Raw genomic sequence first — 24,339 nt, 5'->3', positions numbered from 1 at the left:
TTTTAATTAATTCTTCTTCCCAATATGACCAGGCTTCTTTCTATTCCATCCAAAACAGCAACATTCGGAAGATTTCCCCAATCTTCAAATCCGAAATGCCTGAAGAGTTTTAAACTAGGTTCATTATGAAGGAAAATAAGGGCAACCAGATTAAGTACTCCAAATTTCTCCGCGTTATCAATACAATAGCGGAGAATTGTTTTACCAAATCCTTTTCCTCTACAGGACTCATCAAGATAAATGCTTACCTCTACCGTGCCATTATATGCAGCTCTTTCATGAAATGAACTGAAACTTACCCATCCAATGACATGATCCTGTTCATCTTCAACCACCCAGAGTGGTCTGGTCTGAGGATTGTGCTCTTCAAACCATTTTAATTTGTTGTCTACAGAAACCTCTTCCATGTCTGCGGTCACCATCCTTGAGGCAATTGTTGAATTATAAATGGCTACGATTTTGTTTAAATCTGTCAATTCAGCATTCCTGAACTTTAATTTTTCCATGGACGAATATTCGGCTTAATTTTACACAAAAATACTAAATTTTAAAAACACCCTGGTAAAATCATAATAAATAATTCAATTTAGCCGTTTACAGAAACCTACCCCTAAAAAAATCATGCTTAAAAAATAATTTTCGTAAAAAAAAAAAAAAAAACAATCAAACTTAAGAATTGAAACTTATAATTATTATTTGCTTAAAAATTTCATTTTTTACATTAAAAACTATTTTAAGTCTTTTAAGATTCTGTTCAGGCTTCTTACTGTAATTCCAAGGTAAGCGGCCATATCTTCTTTTGAAATCCGGATTCCTTCTTTGGCCTGCATTTTCAGTAATTGTGTTAAAGTATGTTCTGTTGTATAAAGCTGTTGATAAGACGCCCTGCTGGAAGTATTGATAATTCGTTCCGCAAAAATATCCAGCAATAAATGATTCAAAGCAATATCATTTTTAAGCAAAAACCTGAAATACGGAATGGCAATCTCATATACGGAAACTTCGGTTAGTGTTTCGATACTGCATAGGCACGGTGTATTTTTGATCATCTCTATTTCCCCGATAATTTCACCGCTTCCGGAAAACTCTACGATATATTCTTTTCCGTTTTCTTCCGTAAAATAGCATTTGGTAACTCCTTCCTTAATAATCATAGGTTTGAGAAGAAACTGCCCTTGTACCAGAATCTGCTCTCCTTTGGGATAAGATTTCAACAAAATGTCTTTCCCGCTCTCCTGTTTATGATAAAGCGCTTCAAAGTAGCTTAAAAATGTCTGATTGGTGCGTAACATATTGATCCGGGACAAATGTCCTTTGCTTGTTGGGTTTTTATACTGAATTTTGAGATCAGAAAATTACAAAACAAAAATGAATAATCATATCACAACCATTGCATTTGACGCTGATGATACCCTTTGGATCAATGAGCCGTATTTTCAGGAAGCAGAAAAGGAGTTTTGCATGCTGCTCGAAAATTACCTTCCACAGCATTCTGTATCACAGGAACTGTTTAAAACAGAAATGCAGAACCTCCATTTATACGGTTACGGGGTAAAGGGTTTTATGCTGTGCATGATTGAAACCATCAGCAGAGTGTCCAATAACACGGCACCATTGGAATTGGTAAATAAAGCCATACAATTAGGACAGGAACAGCTTCAGAAACCCATTGAACTTCTGGATGGGGTTACAGAAACCCTTGAAAGTTTAAAAGGAAAATACAGACTTGTTGTTGCCACAAAAGGAGATCTCCTGGATCAGGAAAGAAAGCTGAAAAAATCAGGATTACAGGAGTATTTCCACCACATAGAAATTATGAGTGATAAAAAGGAGCACGATTATAAAAAGCTCTTGAAGCACCTCGACTGCAAACCTGAAAATTTTATAATGCTTGGAAATTCTATTAAATCAGATGTTTTGCCGGTGTTGGAAATCGGAGGTTTTGCAGCCCATATTCCTTATCATGTCACATGGAGCCATGAACAGCATGATGTTAACCTGGAACATCCGAATTTTATGGAGCTTAAGAGTGTTGATGAAATTCTGAAATATCTTTACTCTTAAACCATTAAGATTTATTTAATCAAAAAGAGACTGTTTATGATAAACAGTCTCTTTTATAATTTATTTTTTCAGACACTTTTCAAGGAACTGATCCTGTTCCCATAAAAGGTGTAAGATATTTTCTTTTGCCTGATATCCGTGGGCTTCTTTTGGAAGAAGGACCATTTTTACAGGAGCTCCCAGATTTTTCAACGCCTGGAAGTATCTTTCAGTCTGTAAAGTGAAAGTTCCCGGATTGTTATCTGCATCACCGTGGATCAGAAGTAGCGGTGTCTTCATTTTATCTGCGTGCATGAACGGGGACATCGTGTTGTAAATCTCCGGAACATCCCAGTAATTTCTCTGCTCACTCTGGAATCCGAAAGGTGTCAGCGTTCTGTTATAAGCACCACTTCTTGCAATTCCGCACGCAAAAAGATCAGAATGTGTCAGAAGGTTTGCCGTCATGAAAGCTCCATATGAATGTCCTCCTACAGCTACTTTTTTTCTGTCAATATACCCCAGATGATCCACTGCATCAATGGCTGCCGCTGCATTTGCTACCAGTTGCGGGATAAACGTATCATTCGGTTCCGTTTTTCCTTCACCAATAATAGGGAAAGCAGCATCATCAAGAACAGCATATCCTTTTGTGGTCCAGTATACAAAAGATCCGTAAGACGGGAATGTAAATTCATTAGGGTTCTGGGTGTTCTGTCCTGCTGTATTTTTATCTTTATATTCTGTCGGATAGGCCCAGATCAGTAACGGAAGCTTTTCTTTTTTCGCTTTTCTGTCATAATTAGCAGGAAGATAAAGGGTTCCTGTTAAGGTAACGCCGTCATTTCTTTTATAAGTGATCACTTCTTTGTAAACGTCTTTGATGCTTTCAAAAGGATTTGCAAAGTTGGTTACAGCTTCCGCCTTATTAGATTTAATATTCTTTTTAAAATAATTCGGATACTGGCTTGGAGACTGCTGAGTCGTTAAAATCTCTCCCTTTGAAGGATTAAGGATGTCTACGATGGCCTCTTTGGCATTTTTAAGGTTGGAGGTATAAAGCCTTTTCTTCTTCAATGATTTAACATCCATTTCATCTATGAACGGGTGCTGACCGTCTTTGGTAAACCCATCTCCTATCAGGTAGGCTTTTCCGCCTTTCATATCCACTACATATCTCCCGTATTGATTTTTCGTTGTGTTAAAATTCCCGGGATCGCTGTAAACATCCTGATAATTTCTGTCATCAAAAACTTTAGATTCTCCGTTATTAAGATCTATAAGGTATGATTTTGTATTTCTTGTATCGTACCAGCCTTCAGAAACAATGGCATAATGATCATTGGTCCAGACTACATCCTCATATCTCTGCTTTGTTTTAAAGAAAGATTTCGGAGCCGCAGTAAACGGTGCTTCCCATGTAAATATCTCATCTCTGTAATCTGCTGATTTAGACTGATCGCCCCCGTCCAACGCTTCAGCATAGGTAAGAGTAGCCGGTGCATCATTTCTCCATGTCATGTCTCTTTTTCCTGTTCTTACTGACGAAAATCCTTTTGGCATGATTTCATTTAAAGGAACTTCATTCACTGTTTTTACAGCATTTCCCTTCATATCATATACAATCGTTGCTGATGGAAATCTGCTAAGCGGAACAATATAGGAAAACGGCTTTTTAATTACTGTAGCCATCAGGTAATTTCCGTCAGGAGAAAAGCTTAAGCCTGCAAACATATCCTGATCTTTGAATTTCTTAAGGTTTCCTGTAAGATCTGCATTATAGAGTTCAGAAGCAGTAAGCGTTTCAAAGTTTTTTTCGTCCTGAGGATTTTTCAGAAGATCCTGGTAAGTTCTGTTCTGGGAAACTTTACCGTCAGCTGTTGAAACAATCGGGCCTGTAGGAAGATCTTTGGCCGCATCTATAAGGACTGGTCTGTTTTGCGGCAGTGTTCTGATCAGAAAGCTTTGAGAGTCATTATACCATAGATAAGGCATTCCTAAATTGGCATTCAGATTGTCAGCTGTAATTTTTTTTGCAGAAGCTGTTTCCATATCTACAACCCATAGTTCTACTCCTTTACTTGTTGTATTGGTAAAAGCCAGTTTCTTTTCATCCGGAGAAAATGAAACGTAGGCAATTTTCGGATTGGAAGGCAGATTTTTTACCTGAATCTCATTCTTATCATTGATCTTTCTGATCTTCAGATTATTTGAGTAGGTCATGCTGCTTGAGATGTTGGTAACCGGGTTGATTCTGAGTCCGCCAAGTTTCATTTCATTCTGGCTCAGATCTTCCAGTGTTTTATATGTTGGACGATATGTAAAAACCACCCAGTCTTTTTTGCTGTTCATCAGAACAGATGGAGGTCTTTCATAATCTGCAAGTTTTAAAATTTCAGCAGAAGGTTTCTGGTATGTAATATTTTCCTGTGCATCGTAAAAATTGAGAAATGCCAGAAGGCAAATAGTCAGTTTTATCTTCATATAATTCATTTTCTACGAATGTAGTGAATTTTAACAGATTTCTAACATTAAAAAATAAGACTCTTTTTAGTGTCATATTTTTTTTTTTACTACATTTACCTTACAAATTAAAATAATATGAAAAATTTAAGAAAACTAACAAAGAGAAATCTTAAGACTATTATCGGAGGAAATGCTCCATTGTGTGATACAGGATATGTTGCTTGTATAGTGGACAGAACACCAACAGGTTCTCCTATATGGGATTGTTTGCCTTCTTGCAGACCTTAAAACAAAAAGGCACTTCAAATGAAGTGCCTTTCTTTATTTTTGTATTGTTTTATCTTGTAAATTACCAATCTGAAGCTCTTTTCCTTTTTTCTATCATATGATCTACAGAAACTTTTCCGGCTCCGATTACCAGGAGTAGAAGATAAACAGAAAGATAAACCAATGCCAGTTCTCTTTTTTCAAAAGGATCTCCCCCATGCACTATAAAGCCTGCAATGACCATGGTAAAAATCAGAAACCCCAAAGCAACTCTTGTAAAAAGTCCTAATATAATTAGTATTGAACAGACAAACTCAGCAAAAACCGTAAGAATTAGTGATATCTGTGGTCCCAGCCCCATAAAATCGAAAAACTCGATTTTACCGCCCTCCAATAGCATCTGAAGCTTTGGAAAACCATGAGAAAGCATTGCAAAACCAACAAATACTCTCACCACCAATAAAACAATATCTTTAGGTATTGAGCCTGAATTTGAATTATTATAGTTCATTTACTAAAAAATTTATACTAAGGTAATAAAAATCTTTTAATACAACGGGATTCCGGGCATTTTAGTTTATCTGTAACCGAAATTTTTGAGATCTCTGTCATTCTTTCTCCAGTCTTTTTTCACTTTTACAAATAAGTTCAGATGAATTTTTTTGGTGAAGAATTTTTCAAGGTCCAATCTTGCTTCAGTTCCTACTTTTTTGATGGCTTCTCCTTTATGGCCGATAATAATTCCTTTCTGGGTATCTCTTTCTACATAAATAATGGAATCAATAAAAATAATTCCTTCTTTCTCTTTGAACTGTTCTGTAACCACTTCTACAGAGTATGGAATTTCTTTATCATAATTCAGAAGAATTTTCTCACGGATGGTTTCGTTGACAAAAAATCTCTCAGGCTTGTCTGTGAACTGATCTTTATCGTAGTAAGGAGGATTCTCAGGAAGTAGCGATTTTATTTTAGGTAAAATAACTTCTGTATTGAAGGCATTCAGAGCAGAAATAGGCAGAATTTCCGCCTTTGGGATTCTGTTATGCCACTCTTCCACCAATTTTTCAAGACCTGCCTGATCCGTCTGATCTACTTTGTTTAGCAGAAGAAGTACAGGTACAGGAATTTTATTCAGTTTCTCAATTAAAAATTCTGACGGTTCTGCTTTATCGGTAACATCTACAATAAACAGGAAAACATCAGCATCCTGCAGGGAGTCTTTTACAAAGTCCATCATTTTTTCCTGCAGCCCGTATTTTGGGTCTAATACTCCGGGAGTATCAGAAAATACGATCTGAAGATCATCTTCATTATAAATACCAAAAATTCTGTGACGGGTTGTCTGCGCTTTCTGCGTTACAATCGCCAGCTTTTCTCCCATTAATTGGTTGAGCAAGGTCGATTTTCCCGCATTGGGCTTTCCAACTATATTTACAAATCCAGCTTTGTGCATAAAAATTATATTACGAACTGCAAAGTTAGTAAAACAAAATCGGTCTTTACAGTTAATCTCAATATTTAAAAGAAAAAAGAGAATTATATAACCTTAAGTGGCTGTAATAAAAGAAATTTTTAAACAGATACAAAACGGATATTTTGCAGGATAAAAAAAATACCCGAATATTTTGTATTGCATTACCCAAAACTGATATTTTTGAAAATTAGAATTCATCTTTATGAATATAGACCAGATTCTTGATCAGATTTACCTTCTTCCTGAGGCATCAAAAAACAGTTTAAAAAAGTATATCACTGAAGTTTCGCATCCTAAAGGTTTCTGCCTTATGGAAGCGGATAAAGTGGTTCCCTATCTGTATTTTATCCGGAAAGGAATTGCGCGTGCCTATTCTTCAACATCTGATAATGATATTACATTCTGGTTTGGAAGCGAAGGCCAGTGCATATTATCTATGAAAAGCTATGTAGAGGATAAGCCCGGCTATGAAAGTATTGAGCTCCTGGAAGACTGCGATTTGTACAGAATGGAAACGGAGAATCTCAAAAAGCTTTTTAATGAGGATATTCATATCGCTAACTGGGGACGAAAACTGGCAGAAGCTGAGATGATAAAATCTGAGGAGCTGATTATTTCCAGACAGTTTAAAACTTCTTTGGAACGTTATAAAGATATTATGACCTATCAGCCTGAATTGCTTAAGAGAGTTCAGCTGGGTTATATTGCTTCTTATCTTGGAATTACCCAGGTAAGTTTGAGCAGAATAAGGGCGGAGATAAAATAATTTTGATTTTGAGGATGGAAGAAGGAAGTTATGATAGTCCATTAAGGAATCCTGCTCATTTTTATAAATTAATGCTTCTAAGAACTTTATCTAAAAAATGTTTGCTAATTATCTTATGCAATAACTTCCAGCTTCATTCTTCCAACTTCCATTTGCTTTCATTTTTTAACAATTGTAAAATTTTTTCTGCATCCAAATTCTGAACTTTGCAGTAGAAAAATTTAAAAAATGAATTGGATTATTTTAATTGTAGCCGGGTTATTTGAAGTGGCATTTGCATCGTGTCTGGGAAAAGCAAAAGAAACTTCCGGAACAGAATCCTATTACTGGTTTGCCGGTTTTCTGGTAACAATGACTATCAGTATGCTTTTACTGATTAAGGCAACCCAGACTTTGCCTATCGGGACAGCTTATGCGGTCTGGACGGGTATCGGAGCGGTGGGAACTGCTTTAATGGGAATTATCTTCTTTAAAGATCCTGTAAGTTTTTGGAGAATATTTTTTATTGTAACCCTTATTGGCTCTGTAGTAGGTTTGAAAGCAGTGTCTTCATCACACTAAAAAAACACAGGATTTCTATCAATATTTAAAAAATAAAACCCGTCTTCATAATAGAGACGGGTTTTTTGTTTATTTCAAATCTTCATTTTAAATTATACTGACAAAACAGATAAAGAAGAAATTCTTTTATATCTTTACCGGAAACTTTTAACCTATGAAGAAATTATTATTCCTTTTAGCGGGCAGCTTATTGACTGCCCAGCAAACTTCTGAGCTGCTTTCCAACAACTGGTATATTTCCAAGATGGTATCTAACACCGGCCAGACAACCAATACGCCTTTAATAGATAACGGAGTTCCTGCTACCACATTCAATTCAGCGGGAGGTACAAGCTATGTTATTAATTCAAGGTATTATAATACATCCATGATGAGTTTTGGAGTTATGCCTGGAAGCAACAATCTTATCAAAACAGCCAGCTCATGTACCCTTTTGTTTTATAATGGTGGAAATGCACCCGCTGTTCGTGCCTACGATCAGAAAAACTGTGACACTTACGTTTCAGGAGCCTATGCATCTATATACAGCTATCAGATTATCACAAACGGCAACCTCAAAACACTTATAATTACGGACCCTTCAGGAAATAAGGTCCATTATAATAATACGTCCCAACTAAGTACTAAAGAAATTGATGCCGCTTCAAAAACGTTTAAAGCATATCCAAATCCGGTAAAAGAGATGTTACATATTGAAAATATTGAAAGAAATCTTCGGCTTAAGATTTATGATCTTTCCGGAAAACTGGTATTTGAAACTATAACGGGTGGTGTTAATATGTCCATTGACACAAGCAGTTTTCAAAAAGGGCAGTACATTTTAGCTCTTGAAAATTATAAATCTTATCCTTTTACAAAAGAGTAACAGAAAATAAAACCCGTCTTCAACAATTGAAAACGGGTTTTATTTATTTTTTATAAACTACAGGCAAGATCTCATTGTGTCTCAGCCCGTATTTTTTTATTTCTTCTTCAGAGAATTTCTGTGAGTAAAAATTAGGCTCTGTTTCAAAGCCAGCTTTTCTTAAGCGGTCAAAATAATCCATCCCATACCAGCGGACATGGTCGTATTGTCCGAAGTGTTTCTGGCGTTCCTTAGGATCTTTAATGGTAAAATCTTCATAGGTTTTCTCCAGTGAATTTTTCATCGGAACCTGAAGAATTCCCCATCCGCCGGGCTTTAATACCCTGTACAGCTCACTCATTGCTTTTGCATCATCTTCTATATGTTCCAGCACATGATTACAGAAAACAATATCAAAACTTTCATTTTCAAAAGGCAGGTCCAGGATGTCAGCCTTGACATCTACAATGGGAGAATATAAATCTGCCGAGATATAGTTAAGATTGCTCATCCTTTTGAACTTCCTTAAAAATTCCTGCTCAGGAGCAATATGCAGAACTTTATAATTTTTAATGAAAAAATCTGTTTCATTCTGAAGATACAGCCACATCTGACGGTGTCTCTCCAAACTTAAGGTTCCTGGGGACAGGGCATTTTCACGCTGCTTACCATACCCGTAAGGAAGGAATTTTCTATAAGATCTTCCATCAATAGGGTCGTAGAACTGATCTCCTTTGAAAAACTGATAAATAAGCGGCCTTGCCCAGATGCTCATTTTAATAAGCATCGGACGTGGAATTTTATTCAGTAAAAGCTTCGTTAATTTTTTCATTAAAAATCCAGTTGGAACTGCTTTTCTTCATCACTTACAATCCCTAAAGCTTCATATACATATTCAAATGTTGAAAGCAGTACCGGCTTACCGTTGATTACCGCTACGTCATGTTCAAAGTGGGCGGATGGCATGTTATCTAACGTAGTAACCGTCCAGCCGTCATTATGGAATTTCACTTTTTCAGTTCCCATATTAACCATCGGTTCTATAGCAATTGCAAGACCGTCTTTAATTACTTTTCCGCTTCCCTGTCTTCCATAGTTCGGAACCTGCGGATCTTCATGCATTTTTCTTCCTAAGCCGTGTCCTACAAGTTCTCTTACCACTCCATACCCTTCTTTTTCACAGTGTGCCTGGATCGCGTGGGAGATATCTCCTATTCTTTTTCCTCTGATACACTGCTCAATCCCCTTATATAGAGATTCCTTGGTCACCTGTAGTAATTTTTTAACTTCCGGCTTTACTTCCCCGATTTCAAAAGTATAGGCATGATCTCCCACAAAACCGTTAAGAATAACTCCACAGTCTACGGAAAGAACATCTCCTTCTTTTACTACATCGTTGTTCGGAAAGCCATGAACCACCTGCTCATTCGGAGAGATACAAAGAGAATTCGGGAATCCTCCGTACCCTAAAAATGCAGGCTCAGCGCCATGATCTTTAATAAAATCATGTGCCAGTTTATCTAAATATAAGGTAGTAATCCCCGGTTTAATTTCTTTTGCCAGCATTCCCAATGTTTTAGAAACCAATCTGGCACTCTCCTTCATCAGACGCAGTTCGTCTATCGTTTTTAATTGAATCATCGTATATAGATATTAGATATTAGATGTTAGAAGTTAGACAACAGCGTTATGCTTATTTTTACTTCCTATCACCTATTGAACTTTCTACTATAAATTATAAAAGATCAAAAGCACTTGATATTAAAAAGCTAACTTCTAATATCTAGCTTCCAGTTTTCTATATTCTACCAAAAAAGTCCTTTTTTCTTTTCTTTTTTAAGTTTTGAATAGGCAAGAACTTCTTTTCCTTCTACACGGAATTCTATTCTTTCCTGAATAATGTTATAGATCTCACCCCAGCCTGGGAATCCTCCTAAATTTCTGTCATCAATAAACCAGTCAGCATCTAATTTTCTGGACTGTGTTTCGGGATCAAAAACCTCTCCTTCAAAGCTTGAGTTCACAGAATAGAACTCTATTCCGTTTTTCCTGCAGAATTCTACAGCTTCATCCAACGTTTTTCCGTGTCTGTACGTCCAAAGTATAAGTCTGTATCCTTCAGCCTGAAGTCTTTTTAAAGTTTCGAATGCAAAAGTTTTCGGTTTTCCGATTGCCGGGTAGGCATCATCAACAATAGTCCCGTCAAAGTCAACAGCAATCTTTTTATTATTTAACATTTTGTTATTTTTTAGCTTTGCAAAGATAAGAAATAAAAAGAGTGCCAAAAAGAAAGGCACTCAATACTTTTTATATTTAAATAATAATAAAGTTCTTATCAGCTCTTTACCCAGCTAAACTGGAACTGAAGATCCGGAGTAGAAACCCTGTCTGTGATCTTCTGAAGTCTTGCAGGAAGCTTCATCAGGTATTCCTGAGCTTTTTCTGCTTTTTCTGTAAGGCCTTTTACGTGCTCAATTTTCCATTCATCCAAAAGGTCTTTCATGATATTGATATAATCCTGGCCTGTGTATACCATACATCTTTGTGCGGCATCTGAGAAATGTCCCCAAAGCTCTCCAGCTTTTTGTCCGGATTGTCTCATTAAGTGAGCAGGCATTACAATTTTCTTACGCATCATATCTTCAAACGCAAGAATCATTTCTGAAGGATCTATTTCAAGAATTTTTGCCACGAAATGCTTGTAGGCTTTAGCGTGTCTTGCTTCGTCCGCAGCAATGACACCGCACATTTTTGCCAGCTTTCCGTTTCCGGATTGTTTTGCCAGCGTTCCTACTCTTCTGTGGGAGATATTGGTTGCTGTTTCCTGAAAGCTTGTATAAATGAAGTTTCTGTACGGGTCCATGCTTGTTCCCAAATCAAACCCGTCATTGATAAGATATTGGGTAGTGATCTCAACCTCTCTCATGTTTACTCTTCCACACAGGTAAAGATATTTGTTTAATAAATCCCCGTGTCTGTTTTCCTCAGCGGTCCATGCTCTTACCCAGTTGGCCCAGCCTACTTTTTCTTCCTGATTGATTCCGTCAACACCCATCAGCCAGGACTCATAGGAAGGAAGTGCTTCTTCTGTGATACAGTCACCGATTAATGTTACGAAAAGATCGTAAGGCATTTCACGGGCAAATGTCTGAATTTCTTCTAAATCGTGTTTAAATTCTTCGCTTGACGGATCTGGCAAATAATCGGAGGGCTGCCAAATTTTTTCAATTGGCGTTAAAAATTTATCAAGAAAAGAAGACACTTCCTTTTCCAATATCCCCATTACTTCTTTCCTTACAAGCTTTTGATACATTTTACTATTCAGTTTTAATTTACTTTAATTTACAAAGATATGATTTATTTATTATTTGGCGCATAATAAAGTATGCAACTCATACCTTATCTGACATAAATCATAAAAAAAATGCCACTATAAAGATATAACGGCATTTTTATTCGGATATTATTGAATTTTAATTAACCAAAACTTCTCCTGTCATCGCATGTGGTATTTCCACTCCCATTACTTTAAGGATGGTAGGAGCTACATCACCCAGTTTTCCGGGTTTTAAATTCCAGTTATGATCTTTGTCCATAACGATAAAAGGAACCAGGTTCGTAGAATGCTGGGTATTCGGGGTTCCGTCAGGATTGATCATGACATCTGAATTTCCATGATCGGCAAGGATGAAAACAGCATATCCGTTTTCATAAGCAGCTGTTGCTACTTTTTCAATGCACTGATCTACAACCTCAGCGGCTTTTACTGCTGCTTCAAAGACGCCTGTATGGCCTACCATATCTGTATTGGCGAAATTTAAACAGACAAAATCAGCGGTTCCCTGCTCCAGTTCAGGTACAATTGCATTGGTAATATCGTATGCTGACATTTCCGGTTTTAAATCATAAGTAGGAACGTCTTTCGGGCTTGGGCATAAGAGTCTTCTTTCTCCCACAAATTCCTCTTCTCTTCCTCCTGAGAAGAAAAAAGTAACGTGAGGATATTTCTCTGTTTCTGCGATTCTGATCTGGGTTTTCCCATTTTTCTCAAGGATTTCTCCCATGGTTTCCGTCAGTACATTTTCATCAAAAACGACCTGTACATTCTGGAAGGTTTTATCATAGTTCGTTAATGTAATATAATACAGGTTCAGTTTCTTCATTCCAAACTCAGGGAAATCCTTTTGGGAAAGAACTTCTGTAATTTCTCTTCCTCTGTCTGTACGGAAATTAAAACAGATCACCACATCATCTTCAATGATTCTTGCTACCGGCACCACATTTCCCGTAGCGGTAGTGTTCATTAAAATAATAGGTTTCAGGAACTCATCGGTAACATTATTATCATAATACATTTTAATGGTTGCCAAAACATCCGTTGTCTGTTCTCCTATTCCTTCTACAAGGGCACCGTACGCTAATTTCACACGTTCCCATCTTTTATCTCTGTCCATCGCATAGTATCTGCCTACCACTGTTGCCAGCTTTCCGGTAGTAGCTTCCATATGCTTCTGAAGTTCGTCGATAAATCCTAATCCGGAATGCGGATCACAGTCTCTGCCATCAGTAAATGCATGAACAAATACATTTTCATTTAAACCGAATTCTTTTGCAGCTGTCAGTAATCCCTTCAGGTGATTGATATGTGAGTGTACGCCTCCGTTGGAAACCAATCCTATAAAGTGTACTTTTTTATTTTCTTTCCTGGCATAATCAAAAGCATCCTGGATTACTTTTTCCTGTCCCAGTGTTCCGTTTTCAACCGCCATATTTAGTTTTACCAGGTTTTGGTATACTACTCTTCCGGCACCCAGGTTCATGTGTCCTACTTCAGAGTTTCCCATCTGTCCGGCCGGTAAGCCTACAGCCAATCCGCTCGCTTCAAGCGTCGTATGCGGAAATTTTTGGTAACAGCTGTCTATGAATGGTGTATTTGCTTTATCTATTGCAGAAACGTTTGGGTTTGTTCCCAATCCCCATCCGTCAAGAATGGCCAGTATTGCTTTTTTCGACATTTTGTAAAAACTTTTGTTATACAAATTTACCTAATTTCCTATGAATAGAAGAATTTGAAGTCCTGAATTTTACTGATTGCTTATCATCAGGGGATATCACAGATAATCAAACCCTGTCAAGATTTAAACCCTTGACAGGGTTGAAAAACTGAAATTTCGTGATTATTTCAATTCATTATCGGTAAATCTTTTTAATTTTGCGGTATGGATTTACGAGATCAATTGAAGAAGCTTTTTCCTGATCATGAAGAGCAGGATTTTGAGATGCCTGAAGAAGAATTCAAGCAGAAAGAGCCTTTGGTATGCAAATTTGAGAAGAAAGGAAGAAACGGTAAGCCTGTAACCATTGTTGAAGGCTGGGAAGGCAGTGAGGAAGACCTTAAAAAAATCTCAAAGAAAATAAAAACCACCTTAGGCATAGGCGGCTCTGAGAAGGATGGAACGATTATCATTCAGGGAGACAACCGTGATAAAATAATGAATATCCTTAAAGAAATGGGATATAAAACCAAACGTGTTGGCGGATAGTTCTAGAAATAGATCTGGGTTTCCGGCAGTAAGGTTTTTAAATTTTCAATAGTAGATTTTTCTATAGGATTTCCTGTAAGAATCAATGTTTTCAGATTTTTAAGCTGTTTGATTTCTACAGGAATGTCTTTCAGATTATTGTTGGCCAGATTCATGCTGACGATATTTTTAAGCCCTTTTACTTTGGGTGAAATTTCTGTGATATTGTTTCCGCTTACATTCAAAAATTCAAGGTTTTTTGCTTTGAAAAGATTCTCCGGGAGTTTGATGATAGCGTTCTGCTGCAGTTCAAGATATTTCAGATTTTCAGGAAAAGATAAATTACCAAGATCATTGATCTGGTTCTCTGAAAGGTTCAGGAATTTAAGATTTTTGATCTGATCAAGCCTGTCTGCAATAAAGCTGATCTGGTTTCCCTGGAGGTTTATTTCTTCCAGTGCGGGAATTTCCATAAGAGCTTCAGGAAAGGTATTCAGGTTGTTGGCATCAAAATGAACCACTTTCAGGTTCTGAAGTTTTGCAAGATTAGGATTAATGTTTGTCAGGCTGTTCAGATTCATTGAAAAAGTGTTCAGCTTCTTAAGGTTACTTACCTCATCAGGAATATATTTAATGCTGTTTTCATTCACATTTAAAATTTCCAGTTCTTTTAAGGCAAAGATTTCCTGATCCATTTTCTCAAGCTTATTCGCCATAATGTTTAAAAAGAATAATGAATCCAGTTTCACAATCTGTGGAGGAAGATTGAACAATCCCTTTTGTCTGAAGCTTATACTGTAAACCGTTTTTTTACTGCTTAAAGCATCTTCAATATTGGTAAAAGTGGGATATTTCACCGGATCAATCTGTGCCTTGACCTGGAAAAGTGACAGTATGGAAATAAGTAAGAAAAGCTTTTTCATAAAAAATAAAAGGTCTGCCGGCAACCGGAGCTGCCGACAGACAAGAATTATAAATAATTTATTTCTTTACAATTTTAACTGTTTTCTGGAATCCTCCTTCAGCTTCAATATTTAAAACTAAAACTCGTGATCCTTCCAGCTGCTGTGTGAAATCAAGGTCCAATACTTGGTTTGTTCCGTTGAATTTCTTCGTATAAACGATTTTCCCGTCCATGCTGTAAGCTGTCACAGCAATATCTTTCAATCCTTTTACAGAATTTATTTTTACAATTCCTGAAGTTGGGTTTGGCGCTACCGTTACTGTATTCTCTTCAATTCTGGTATCAATAGTTCCTAAAGTTCCTTCGGTTCCAAGATTATTTTTAAGAGCGATAACAATAGTTGCTGATTTTCCTTTATAATCAATCGTATTTCCTGTTGCGTCTACGTCTGTAGAGATCGTTGAATCCGGATGCTGAATAGAGAAGAAACCGAATTTATGATCAGGCGTAAATGTCAGTCCTGTAGGTTCTGCACCTGCCGGCATTGATGCGAATAGTCTTACTTTAGGATTGGCTTGTGTATGATCCGGAGCAATAACCCAGATGTAGTTTTTACCTCCATCCTGAAGCACCCAAAGGTTTCCGAGTTCATCAAAGGTAAGGTTGTCATTCCCATCAGCCCATACTTCAGACTTCACACCCTGAGCCGTATTGAAAGAATACACTGTAGACCCTCCACCAACGAAAGTCTCTACCTGAGAAGCGGTAGTTCCGTTATCCTGTAAACGGTATACTCTGTCTAAACCTTTTGATGTAAAATAAATTTTCCCATCCAGCGGGCTGATATCCACATCTTCAATACCGTTAAATTTTGTTCCTCCTAAAGAAAGAGCTAACGGACCTGTATTATTCTGGTCTGCTTTGGTTTTATTCGGAACCTGGATCCACGTTGCTGTAGTTCCTGCCGGATCTCCTGCTGCAGTTAATCCCTGGTCCAATTTCAGTACATAAAGATTTCCTGAAGAAAGGTCATTTGGGGTATCCATTACATATTTGTATACCATGTGAGTTCCGCCGTCTTCTCCATAATACGCTATAGTTCCGGCATTGTTGATCACCACATTCTCATGGTTCATGATTCCCATCTGCCATAATTTTCCTTTGGAACCGTCAGTATTTTTAGAAATTACCTGTGCCGTTGCAGGATCAATTTCCACTAACCAGCCGTAATCTTTGTATCCATCATTGTTCACGTCGTTGGAAGTAACAGATTCTTCTGCGGTCACCACAGTTCCCCATGGTGTAATTCCTCCGGAACAGTTTCTGATGGTTTGTACCAGACTCGGAGCTGAAAAACTTACCGCTCTGGATTTTGTCAGCTGCCAAAGCTTTGAAACCGCATTATAACTGATTTCTGCCATGGTAACTCCTCCTGGATTCGTTTCATGGTTTACAGACAGATATCCGTTTGTGCTGCTTCCTGCTTTTGCAACATAAGCGGTAAAGTCATTCTGACCTCCTACCAATCCTCCGCCTTCGGTATAGTTGTCTCCTTCTTTTAAAATTAACTGGTATTTGTGTTCAGCAGGGATAATTAACTTATTGGTTTGTGCTGTAGGAACAATAGAAGTAAAGCAGCTGATATGGGTTCCGTTACAAGTTACAGGTGTAGTGGTATTGGCTGTCGTTTTCAGATAAGCATCAATCCTTAAATCTGAACTGGTTGTGCTTCTGTTATGCAGTTCAATAGAAAATCTGTTGACACCGTTTACAAATTTTGATTTTGGAATGGAAAAAATATTATAAACACTTTCTGCCGCCCCGTCAATAGTAGTACTGGAGAAAGTATTGAATGTAACAGCACCTGCAGGCATATTATCTCTTACTACTTCCTCTCCGTTAAGGTATACAATGATACCGTCGTCTCTCATTACTCCCAGTTCCATCGTATCGGAAAGGGTTGAAAGATCTACTGTAAAATCTTTAGCAAAATAAGCCGTTGTAAGTCCTGAATTGATGGTAGTAGTTACGGGATCCCCATATCCTAGCGGACCGTTTCCTACTGGCCATGTTGAAATATCATAGTTCTGGGCGTTCCATCCTGCCGGCTGGGCCTGGTTGTTATCTTTGTAGCTCCATGACGCATTCTTATTGAATATCAAGGTCTGCGCCTGAAGGCCGGAACCGGCCATTATAGCCAAAGCTCCCACTGTTAGTAGTTTTTTCTTCATTTTTTATTTGATTTATTAGACCTTGCAAAACTATTTTTTTAGAGTTTTTTCTCTGTTAATAGGATTTTAAATATGGATCGGTAAATATTAACTTATCAAAAACCTAATGTTAAGGGGATTAATTTTGTGTTAAATGGTGAAGGATGAGAGATTCGGGGTTCGGGATATGAGGTGCCAGATGGACGTGTATATTTATCCTATTTGTTGATTAGCTCAAAACAGCTATGTTCAACAATCTAAACAGTAAAAGAAGAGAATTTTTTATTCGAAAATGTGAATATTTTAGAAGATAATTTATTTTAAAAACGAGGTCTATTCTTATCTCTTAAAACTTTATATTTGTTATTATGATTGACACAGCTATGCAAAATAAAAAAATACATCAGGGCAGAAATATTAAACGTTTCCGTGAAATGCTGGGTATCAAGCAGGAAGCCTTAGCTTTCGAATTAGGTGACGATTGGAATCAGAAGAAAATTTCTCTTTTGGAACAAAAAGAAACTGTGGAGTCTGATATTTTAGCACAGGTTGCCCGGATTCTTAAAGTTCCGGCAGAAGCGATTGAGAATTTTGATGAGGAACAGGCAGTAAATATTATCTCAAATACTTTCACAAGTAATGATGCCTCAACGTTAAATGCAGTAAATATTCAACCTACTTTCAACCCTCTTGACAAAATAGTTGAACTTTATGAGCGTATGCTAAAACAACAGCAGGAAATCATTGATAAGCTGGAAAAACTGATTCAAAACAAATAAAATAAACTTTTTTTATTATCTCTCAAGATTTTATATTTGTTATTATGATTGACACAGCTATGCAAAATAAAAAAATACATCAGGGCAGGAATATTAAACGTTTCCGTGAAATGCTGGGTATCAAGCAGGAAGCCTTAGCTTTCGAATTAGGTGATGACTGGAATCAGAAGAAGATTTCTCTTTTGGAACAAAAAGAAACTGTGGAGTCTGATATTTTAGCACGGGTAGCCCGGATTCTTAAAGTTCCGGCAGAAGCGATTGAGAATTTTGATGAGGAACACGCGATCAACATTATTTCTAATACAGCTTCTTTTGATAATTGTCAACAACCAGCATTTTTTAACAACCAACCTACTTTCAATCCTCTTGACAAAATGGTTGAACTTTATGAGCGTATGCTAAAACAACAGCAGGAAATCATTGATAAACTGGAAAAGCTGATTCAAAACAAATAAACAGACAGACGGATCCGTTCTGAAAAACTTTAGGCTAAATTCTGAAACCAGCACATACCGATTTACACAGTTTCAGAATTTAGCTTATTTTTTTATTAAAACTATACCGTTTTCTACCGAACCCTCATCCGCAAACAAAAACCCGCATCACCTCACAACCCGAAACTCGCACCCCGCACCCGCCTACTTCGCTTTACTCACATCCGTAAGAGCATTCAGAAAAGCAATGATTTGTTTTTTTTCAGTTTCAGTAAGGTTTAATTTGTCCGGTGCCAGCGTCTGATTTTTCATTTTTAATCCTAATCCTTCGCCTCCTCCTTCGTTGTAAAAATCGAGAACTTCTTCCAGGGTATTGAAAGCTCCGTTATGGAAATATGGTTTCGTAAGCGCAATATTTCTCACCGTTACCGTTTTGAATGAATAGTCATAAATCCAGGATTTTTCTTTTTTTACCGGGCTGTTTCCTCTTCCCAAATCCTGATCAAGCTGTATGGGAAGCTGTTTGATGGGTTTTGTAGTAATTCCCAATACTTCAGATTCATTTTCATTAAAAAACGGTGGAACCAATCCTGAAAAATGAGGGGCAAAATGGCAGGTTGCGCAATTGGCCTTTCCCATAAACAGGTTGAATCCTTTTTTCACATCCTCAGAAACAGTCTTTTCATTCCTCATAAAACGGTCAAAATCACTGTCAAATGAATACAACGAAGCGACATAAGAACTTAATGCTTTTGAAAAATTTTCTTTGTTTATTTTTCCGTCTTTAAAAGCCATACGGAATGCTTTTTTATACTCAGGTTTTGTTTTCAGCTTGTGAATAATGCTCTCATAGCTGGTATTGAATTCCTGTTCATTATAAATAACGTGTTCTGCCTGCTGTTCAAGATAAAAAGCACGAAGGTCATAGAAAAATCTTTTGGCGAAAACAGCGTTGTATAAGGATGGAGAATTCCTCAAAACTGTTTTTCCTTCCACATTGCTTTGTGATTTGGGTTTCAGGTCTGTAAAAGCATTTTCCTGAAGATGGCATGTGGCACAGCTCATTTTTCCGTTACCGCTTAAGTTCTGATCATAGAAAATGGATTTTCCGAGGTTGCGGAGATCGGGATTATCTTCAGAAGATTTTAATAAGGTATAAAAATACGGATCTAAGAAATCACTGCTGAAAAAATTCCTGTTGCCCACATTCCAGCCGGAAAATTCATTCAGATCGTCCGGTCTTCCGTCCCATCTTCCAAATTCTTCATACAAAGGCTGTACGTATTTTTTGTAAAACTCAATCCTGTCAAAGTTTTCAAAATCAGTATTTTTTGAAAGGTAACTTATTCCGTCTGTTAAAATCCCGTCAGCCTTTTCAATATTATAATTTTTAAAGTAGGGATCATCACTGATGTATTTCTGCATTCCGGAAAAAGCGTGGCTTGTTTCTTCGGAAATATTCAGAGAACCTGGCGTATCGAAGCCGGACACTCCCAGTGAATAGATCCTGATCAGTTCTATACGTAAAGGCAATGTTTTGTTGTTTCCTTTGCTCAATCCGTTTTTTAAAGCACTTAAATAAAACCCGGAATAGCTGTTATACAAAAAGGTAGTTATGGTTTTGATCTTTTCTTTCTCATTTCCTGCTTCATCTGAAAAGACCAGTTCATCCAGCACCTGCAATCCTTCGGGAGGAAGTGTATAGGCGGATGTTCCTGCAGCTTCAATATGAAACAAAGGGGCTGCATTAAGGTGGGTTTTGGTAAATTCAGGATAATGGTAAGCAATATAGAATTCTATTTCCTTGAATGAATTTCTTGTACTGCTGAGTGTTTTCTGTAATTCTTCAAGGGAAATCCGGTCTTCAGAGAACTTATCAACATCTGACTTCAACTGTTCAAGCTTCATTTTAAAGTCGGTCAAACCTTTATTGACAAATGTCCTTTCGTTTTCTTTTCCTTTATAAACAGGATTAAAAGACATTACTGCAAACCCTATCAGAAGGGCAACTACAAGCAGTGGATAAGATCTCATGAATTTTTATCGGCAAAACTATTAATCCGATATTATCTCAGTTTTAATAGCAGATTAAATAATGTTTATATTTCTGATACAATATTTTTCACTAATTTTAAACCCCGAAATCAAATTCATTATTCTAAGGAAAACGGTTTTTCAGCATACCGGTAAATAATGGCGGAAGATTATTGGGAGAGGATTTTTTTAAATTAAATTCAACACATCAAAAAAACTAAAATAAAAGTATGAAAACAAAACTATGGTTTGCTGTTGCAGCAAGTTTCCTTTCTCTGACTGCATTTTCCCAAAAGAAAAAACAGCAGGAAAAACAACCTGAAAAGAAACAGGAAATGGCTGTGTATGCTGAGAAAAAAGGAAATGACTATTATCTGATACGTCTTGAAAATAATAAAGAAATTCCTAATGTATATGTCTATTCCAATGGAGTTACAAAACCATACAAAACTTATACTGATCTTTCAGATATCCTCAGGGAATTTCCGGGAATGATGACCTCCAATAATTCAACCAAAGAAGAACTTATTTCTGTTCTTAAAAAAGATGATCACTTCTATGAAATCACGTCACAGAGGAAAGATCCTAAAAATATTGAAAAAACCGTTGTTACCGTATATGAAATAATGAACGGCCAGAAAAGAATTGTAGAAGAATACAATGACATCTACGAGGTTATGGCATCTCCTTATAAAGAAGCCATTATGACTAATTAAAAAACAAAAAATATACATATTATGCTAAACAAACTTGCTGCCTCGGAACTTGTTCTGAATGAAGACGGAAGTGTATACCACCTGAATCTTTTACCTGAAGATATTGCTGACAAAATCATCCTTGTGGGTGATCCTGACAGAGTGGCAAAAGTTTCAAAATATTTTGATACGGTAGAAATCAAAAAAAATAAAAGAGAATTTTATACGCATACAGGGACGCTTCGCGGGGAAAGAATTACTGTGATGTCTACAGGTATCGGAACTGAAAACATCGATATCGTAATGAATGAGCTGGATGCTTTGGTGAACATTGACCTGAAAAACAAAGAGTTCAAAACTGAGCACAAAGCCCTTGAATTATTCCGTATGGGAACCTGTGGAAGTGTAAACCCGGACGTACAGGTGGACAATATGCTGGTTACTCAGAACGTAGTTGGTTTGGACGGATTAATGCATTTCTACCAGGATTACAACTTTGAAAATGAGTTTTCCAAAAGCTTCCTGGAAAAATTCCCTTATGAAAGAATCAAGCCTATGCTTTACTTCTCAGATTGGGCAGAAGAAATGGGAGAATATTATAAAGATGCCAAATACCACGGAAATACGGCAACATTCCCGGGATTCTATGCTCCACAGGGAAGACAGCTTCGTTTAAAAGCAGTAGATGATCAATTCCTTGAAACATTGAATGATCTTGGAATTACCAATTTCGAAATGGAAACCTCTGCAATCTATGCGCTTTCAAAATTATTAGGACATAAAGCCATCACTGTAAATAACGTTATTGCCAACAGAAGACGCGGTGAGTTCTCTGCAGACCACCATGCATCTGAGAAAAACCTTATTGAATGGGTATTGGAAAGAATTATTAAATAATTATTTTATTTATACAGATAAAAGCTCCGGAAATGATTTCCGGAGTTTTTGTTAATTTGAATTAAACAAATGGAATTTGTTATTATATAATCTATTCTCTATTTTTTAATAAAATCCAGCCTGATAGTTCAACATTTTTTTTACTTATTCTATCCTGCCAGAGTATTTTGTACCAATAAGTATCGGTTGGAAGAGGGTTTCCAATATTTTTTCCGTCCCATATTGGAGTTTTGGAGGTCAATTTAAATACGGTTTTACCATATTTGTCAAATATGCTTCCTTCAAAGTTTCCATACTTACTTATCTCACTAAAATCTATTACATCATTAATGCCATCACTATTTGGAGTAATAACATTAGACATAAAGAACGTATAATATTCTGCACTTGTATCACAGGAAGTTCCTTTGTTTCTAGCCCGAATAGAATATAGAGTATTTTTAAGAATACTGGTAAAAACATTTGAAGCTTGCCACGTTATCCCTCCGTCATTAGAATATTCCAGAGGAGTATTTCCATTATTTTTCACATTAATAATTAATGTATGATTATTGTAAACTATACCCGTAATTTCTGGAGTAAGGATATACGAAACTGCTGCAGTAAATGTTTTAGAACAAGCACCGTTATTGATGGTTACTGTATAAGTACCAGATGTTGTTACATTGATTTTCTGAGTTGTCGCTCCGGTATTCCAGTTATAGGTATAGTTCTGACCTGATCCTGCGTCTAATAACCCCGTATCTCCTTTGCAGATTTCTATATTATGCAGAGAGGATGTTATTTCAGGAATGACATTGATGATAATTGTTGCTGCTGTTTGTGAAGTACAACCATTTATACCAACTCCCGCTACAGTATAGGTTGTTGTGGAAGTCGGTGAGATTGTTTGAGTACTTCCATTACCCGGTAATCCTGTCCAGATATAGGTTACAGCCCCTGATGCAGTCAGAGTAATAGACTGTCCTTTACAAATTGTAAGAGCAGATGCGGTGACAGAAATAATAGGAGGATCCGTATTTTTTATTACAGTTACTGCAGCTTGTTCCACACAGCCTAATGGGTTTGACCTGATTGTGAGCGTATAAGTTCCACTATTATTAACTATCGGAGTTAAAGTATTTGCTCCTGAAACAATATTTCCACCATTTGTTGCTGTCCATAAGAATGTTGCTCCAGACTGATAAACGGATGTTGTAGCATCCAATGTAATTTGAGGAATAGCACACGTAATTTGTGAAGGCGGGGCAATATTTACAATAATATTAGGATCTGTAGTTACTGTTACAGATTTTTGATATTGACAACCTGAAGGAGTGGTAACAGTCACTGTATAAACACCTCCTACCATAACCGTATTCGTAGGTCCGTTTACCCCGTTTGACCAAGAAAAAATATTTCCGGTACCTGATGCAATAGCAGTTAAAATTGTAGAAGAGCCTTGACAGAAGGTTAAAACACCCGTAATTTGTACATTAGGATCCATAGCTGCTGTTATAGTAATTGATGCAGGTGCGCTCATGCAGGTGCCACTTGTATTGGTTAATGTATAGGTTCCTGGAGTTGTTACGGTAATAGATTGAGTCGTTGCTCCCGTAGACCAAGTATTGCCTGCTGCCTGATTGGAGATCAGGGTAACGCTTCCGCCAAAGCAGATTGTGGGTGATGAGCTTGTAATTGTAGGTGATCCCGCTTGAGTAATGGTGAGCTGCAATTCCGCAACTTTTGAACAGGTAGCTGATTTTACAAGTACAAAAACTGTTGCATTTCCTGAAAGATAAGCTGTTGGAGTGGCAATTGTATTTGTGTTTCCGGCAATGGCATCGGCTTGATTTACATAGTAATCAAATGTTACCCCTGAAGTCGTACTGATGTTTGCCTGAGCTGATGTTAAATTAAAAGTAGAAGTTGCTGAGCTTGAACACTGACTTAAGCTTGCATTCTGAACCACAGGAACAACACCTTGAGTGACTGCCACCGATTTTTGATAATGACAGCCTGAAGGAGTGGTAACAGTTACGCTGTAAGTTCCCGGTGTTGAAACAGATATGGAATTTCCTGCCGCTCCGTTTGACCAGGCAAATGTATTTCCCGTTCCATTGGCTGAAGCTGTTAACTGAGCCGCAGATTCACATACAACTAAACTTCCCGTAATTTGTACATTAGGATCCACATCTGCTGCTATAGTAATTGATGCAGGTGCGCTCGTGCAGGTGCCACTCGTATTGGTTAATGTATAGGTTCCTGGAGTTGTTACGGTAATAGATTGAGTCGTTGCTCCCGTAGACCAGGTATTGCCTGCTGCCTGATTGGAGGTCAGGGTAACGCTTCCGCCAAAGCAGATTGTGGGTGATGAGCTTGTAATTGTAGGTGATCCCGCTTGAGTAATGGTGAGCTGCAATTCCGCAACTTTTGAACAGGTAGCTGATTTTACAAGTACAAA

At 37.2% G+C, this 24,339-nt stretch carries 24 protein-coding genes; 10 read left to right on the top strand and 14 right to left on the bottom strand.

The window, feature by feature from the left end; all coding sequences use genetic code 11:
- Positions 1–2 precede the first annotated feature (2 nt).
- Entirely contained in the window at positions 3–506 is a 504-nt protein-coding gene (locus ACR1PO_RS16655) for a GNAT family N-acetyltransferase (RefSeq protein WP_433987494.1), read from the bottom strand.
- Positions 507–728: 222 nt separating this feature from the next.
- Complete coding sequence (locus tag ACR1PO_RS16650; RefSeq protein ID WP_332387078.1) at positions 729–1,292, bottom strand: Crp/Fnr family transcriptional regulator; 564 nt, start codon at positions 1,290–1,292, stop codon at positions 729–731.
- 76 nt (positions 1,293–1,368) lie between these two features.
- Here ACR1PO_RS16650 and ACR1PO_RS16645 point away from each other — a divergent pair, with 76 nt between their 5' ends.
- Positions 1,369–2,064 carry an HAD family hydrolase gene (locus tag ACR1PO_RS16645; protein WP_332387079.1) on the top strand — a complete coding sequence of 232 codons (696 nt, stop codon included), beginning with the start codon at positions 1,369–1,371 and terminating at the stop codon, positions 2,062–2,064.
- 60 nt (positions 2,065–2,124) lie between these two features.
- On the opposite strand, the gene ACR1PO_RS16640 is transcribed toward ACR1PO_RS16645, so the two are convergent.
- Entirely contained in the window at positions 2,125–4,527 is a 2,403-nt protein-coding gene (locus tag ACR1PO_RS16640; protein WP_433987493.1) for an alpha/beta hydrolase family protein, read from the bottom strand.
- 117 nt (positions 4,528–4,644) lie between these two features.
- Here ACR1PO_RS16640 and ACR1PO_RS16635 point away from each other — a divergent pair, with 117 nt between their 5' ends.
- Positions 4,645–4,797 (top strand): bacteriocin-like protein, encoded by a 153-nt coding sequence (locus ACR1PO_RS16635; RefSeq protein WP_374462620.1) that lies wholly within the window; start codon positions 4,645–4,647, stop codon positions 4,795–4,797.
- 61 nt (positions 4,798–4,858) lie between these two features.
- Here ACR1PO_RS16635 and ACR1PO_RS16630 read toward each other — a convergent pair whose 3' ends face one another.
- Both ACR1PO_RS16630 and era read right to left on the bottom strand, forming a co-directional pair.
- Entirely contained in the window at positions 4,859–5,287 is a 429-nt protein-coding gene (locus tag ACR1PO_RS16630) for a DoxX family protein (RefSeq protein WP_332387080.1), read from the bottom strand.
- A gap of 66 nt (positions 5,288–5,353) precedes the next feature.
- Positions 5,354–6,229 (bottom strand): GTPase Era, encoded by an 876-nt coding sequence (gene era, locus ACR1PO_RS16625; RefSeq protein WP_002979938.1) that lies wholly within the window; start codon positions 6,227–6,229, stop codon positions 5,354–5,356.
- Positions 6,230–6,452: 223 nt separating this feature from the next.
- Between era and ACR1PO_RS16620 the strand changes: the two genes are divergently transcribed.
- The 3 genes from ACR1PO_RS16620 (at position 6,453) to ACR1PO_RS16610 (ending at position 8,442) form a co-directional block, all read left to right on the top strand.
- Positions 6,453–7,016: a Crp/Fnr family transcriptional regulator gene (locus ACR1PO_RS16620; protein WP_312285983.1), complete on the top strand. Its 564-nt coding sequence runs from the start codon at positions 6,453–6,455 to the stop codon at positions 7,014–7,016.
- 228 nt (positions 7,017–7,244) lie between these two features.
- Positions 7,245–7,577 carry a DMT family transporter gene (locus ACR1PO_RS16615; protein WP_002979942.1) on the top strand — a complete coding sequence of 111 codons (333 nt, stop codon included), beginning with the start codon at positions 7,245–7,247 and terminating at the stop codon, positions 7,575–7,577.
- Positions 7,578–7,731: 154 nt separating this feature from the next.
- On the top strand, positions 7,732–8,442 hold the full coding sequence (locus tag ACR1PO_RS16610) for a T9SS type A sorting domain-containing protein (RefSeq protein ID WP_332387082.1): 711 nt from the start codon (positions 7,732–7,734) through the stop codon (positions 8,440–8,442).
- Between the two features lie 43 nt (positions 8,443–8,485).
- On the opposite strand, the gene ACR1PO_RS16605 is transcribed toward ACR1PO_RS16610, so the two are convergent.
- The 5 genes from ACR1PO_RS16605 to gpmI form a co-directional block, all read right to left on the bottom strand.
- Entirely contained in the window at positions 8,486–9,253 is a 768-nt protein-coding gene (locus ACR1PO_RS16605) for a class I SAM-dependent methyltransferase (RefSeq protein WP_332387083.1), read from the bottom strand.
- On the bottom strand, positions 9,253–10,062 hold the full coding sequence (gene map, locus ACR1PO_RS16600) for a type I methionyl aminopeptidase (protein ID WP_002979947.1): 810 nt from the start codon (positions 10,060–10,062) through the stop codon (positions 9,253–9,255). The genes ACR1PO_RS16605 and map overlap by 1 nt, the downstream gene beginning before the upstream one ends.
- Positions 10,063–10,226: 164 nt before the next feature.
- Complete coding sequence (locus ACR1PO_RS16595; protein ID WP_041461503.1) at positions 10,227–10,658, bottom strand: BT0820 family HAD-type phosphatase; 432 nt, start codon at positions 10,656–10,658, stop codon at positions 10,227–10,229.
- 98 nt (positions 10,659–10,756) lie between these two features.
- Positions 10,757–11,734 (bottom strand): acyl-ACP desaturase, encoded by a 978-nt coding sequence (locus tag ACR1PO_RS16590; protein ID WP_142722379.1) that lies wholly within the window; start codon positions 11,732–11,734, stop codon positions 10,757–10,759.
- Positions 11,735–11,894: 160 nt separating this feature from the next.
- Positions 11,895–13,436, bottom strand: a complete 1,542-nt coding sequence (gpmI, locus tag ACR1PO_RS16585) for a 2,3-bisphosphoglycerate-independent phosphoglycerate mutase (protein WP_433987492.1) — start codon at positions 13,434–13,436, stop codon at positions 11,895–11,897.
- 204 nt (positions 13,437–13,640) lie between these two features.
- Between gpmI and ACR1PO_RS16580 the strand changes: the two genes are divergently transcribed.
- Entirely contained in the window at positions 13,641–13,964 is a 324-nt protein-coding gene (locus ACR1PO_RS16580) for a translation initiation factor (RefSeq protein ID WP_433987491.1), read from the top strand.
- Positions 13,965–13,966: 2 nt separating this feature from the next.
- On the opposite strand, the gene ACR1PO_RS16575 is transcribed toward ACR1PO_RS16580, so the two are convergent.
- Together ACR1PO_RS16575 and ACR1PO_RS16570 are read right to left on the bottom strand one after the other, a co-directional pair.
- Positions 13,967–14,866, bottom strand: coding sequence for a leucine-rich repeat domain-containing protein (locus ACR1PO_RS16575; RefSeq protein ID WP_332387085.1), 900 nt, complete (start codon positions 14,864–14,866; stop codon positions 13,967–13,969).
- Between the two features lie 58 nt (positions 14,867–14,924).
- Complete coding sequence (locus ACR1PO_RS16570; RefSeq protein ID WP_433987490.1) at positions 14,925–17,078, bottom strand: alkaline phosphatase PhoX; 2,154 nt, start codon at positions 17,076–17,078, stop codon at positions 14,925–14,927.
- Between the two features lie 347 nt (positions 17,079–17,425).
- Between ACR1PO_RS16570 and ACR1PO_RS16565 the strand changes: the two genes are divergently transcribed.
- Positions 17,426–17,836, top strand: a complete 411-nt coding sequence (locus ACR1PO_RS16565) for a helix-turn-helix transcriptional regulator (protein WP_433987489.1) — start codon at positions 17,426–17,428, stop codon at positions 17,834–17,836.
- A gap of 44 nt (positions 17,837–17,880) precedes the next feature.
- Complete coding sequence (locus tag ACR1PO_RS16560; protein ID WP_433987488.1) at positions 17,881–18,291, top strand: helix-turn-helix transcriptional regulator; 411 nt, start codon at positions 17,881–17,883, stop codon at positions 18,289–18,291.
- A 183-nt stretch (positions 18,292–18,474) separates the two neighbouring features.
- Here ACR1PO_RS16560 and ACR1PO_RS16555 read toward each other — a convergent pair whose 3' ends face one another.
- On the bottom strand, positions 18,475–20,304 hold the full coding sequence (locus ACR1PO_RS16555) for a cytochrome-c peroxidase (RefSeq protein WP_433987487.1): 1,830 nt from the start codon (positions 20,302–20,304) through the stop codon (positions 18,475–18,477).
- 230 nt (positions 20,305–20,534) lie between these two features.
- On the opposite strand from ACR1PO_RS16555, the gene ACR1PO_RS16550 reads away from it, so the two are divergent.
- Together ACR1PO_RS16550 and ACR1PO_RS16545 are read left to right on the top strand one after the other, a co-directional pair.
- The gene (locus ACR1PO_RS16550; RefSeq protein ID WP_433987486.1) at positions 20,535–21,020 is read left to right on the top strand and encodes a hypothetical protein; all 486 of its coding nucleotides are present in this window, start codon (positions 20,535–20,537) and stop codon (positions 21,018–21,020) included.
- A 21-nt stretch (positions 21,021–21,041) separates the two neighbouring features.
- Positions 21,042–21,896 carry a nucleoside phosphorylase gene (locus ACR1PO_RS16545; protein ID WP_002979969.1) on the top strand — a complete coding sequence of 285 codons (855 nt, stop codon included), beginning with the start codon at positions 21,042–21,044 and terminating at the stop codon, positions 21,894–21,896.
- Positions 21,897–21,987: 91 nt separating this feature from the next.
- Here the strand turns inward: ACR1PO_RS16545 and ACR1PO_RS16540 are convergent.
- Positions 21,988–24,339: T9SS type B sorting domain-containing protein (locus ACR1PO_RS16540; protein ID WP_433987485.1), on the bottom strand; the 2,352-nt coding region annotated here is incomplete at its 5' end.

This window comes from Chryseobacterium amylolyticum, assembly GCF_051011775.1.
In the GTDB taxonomy this organism is placed as follows: Bacteria; Bacteroidota; Bacteroidia; order Flavobacteriales; family Weeksellaceae; genus Chryseobacterium.
This window is presented reverse-complemented; position numbering and strand designations above follow the sequence as displayed.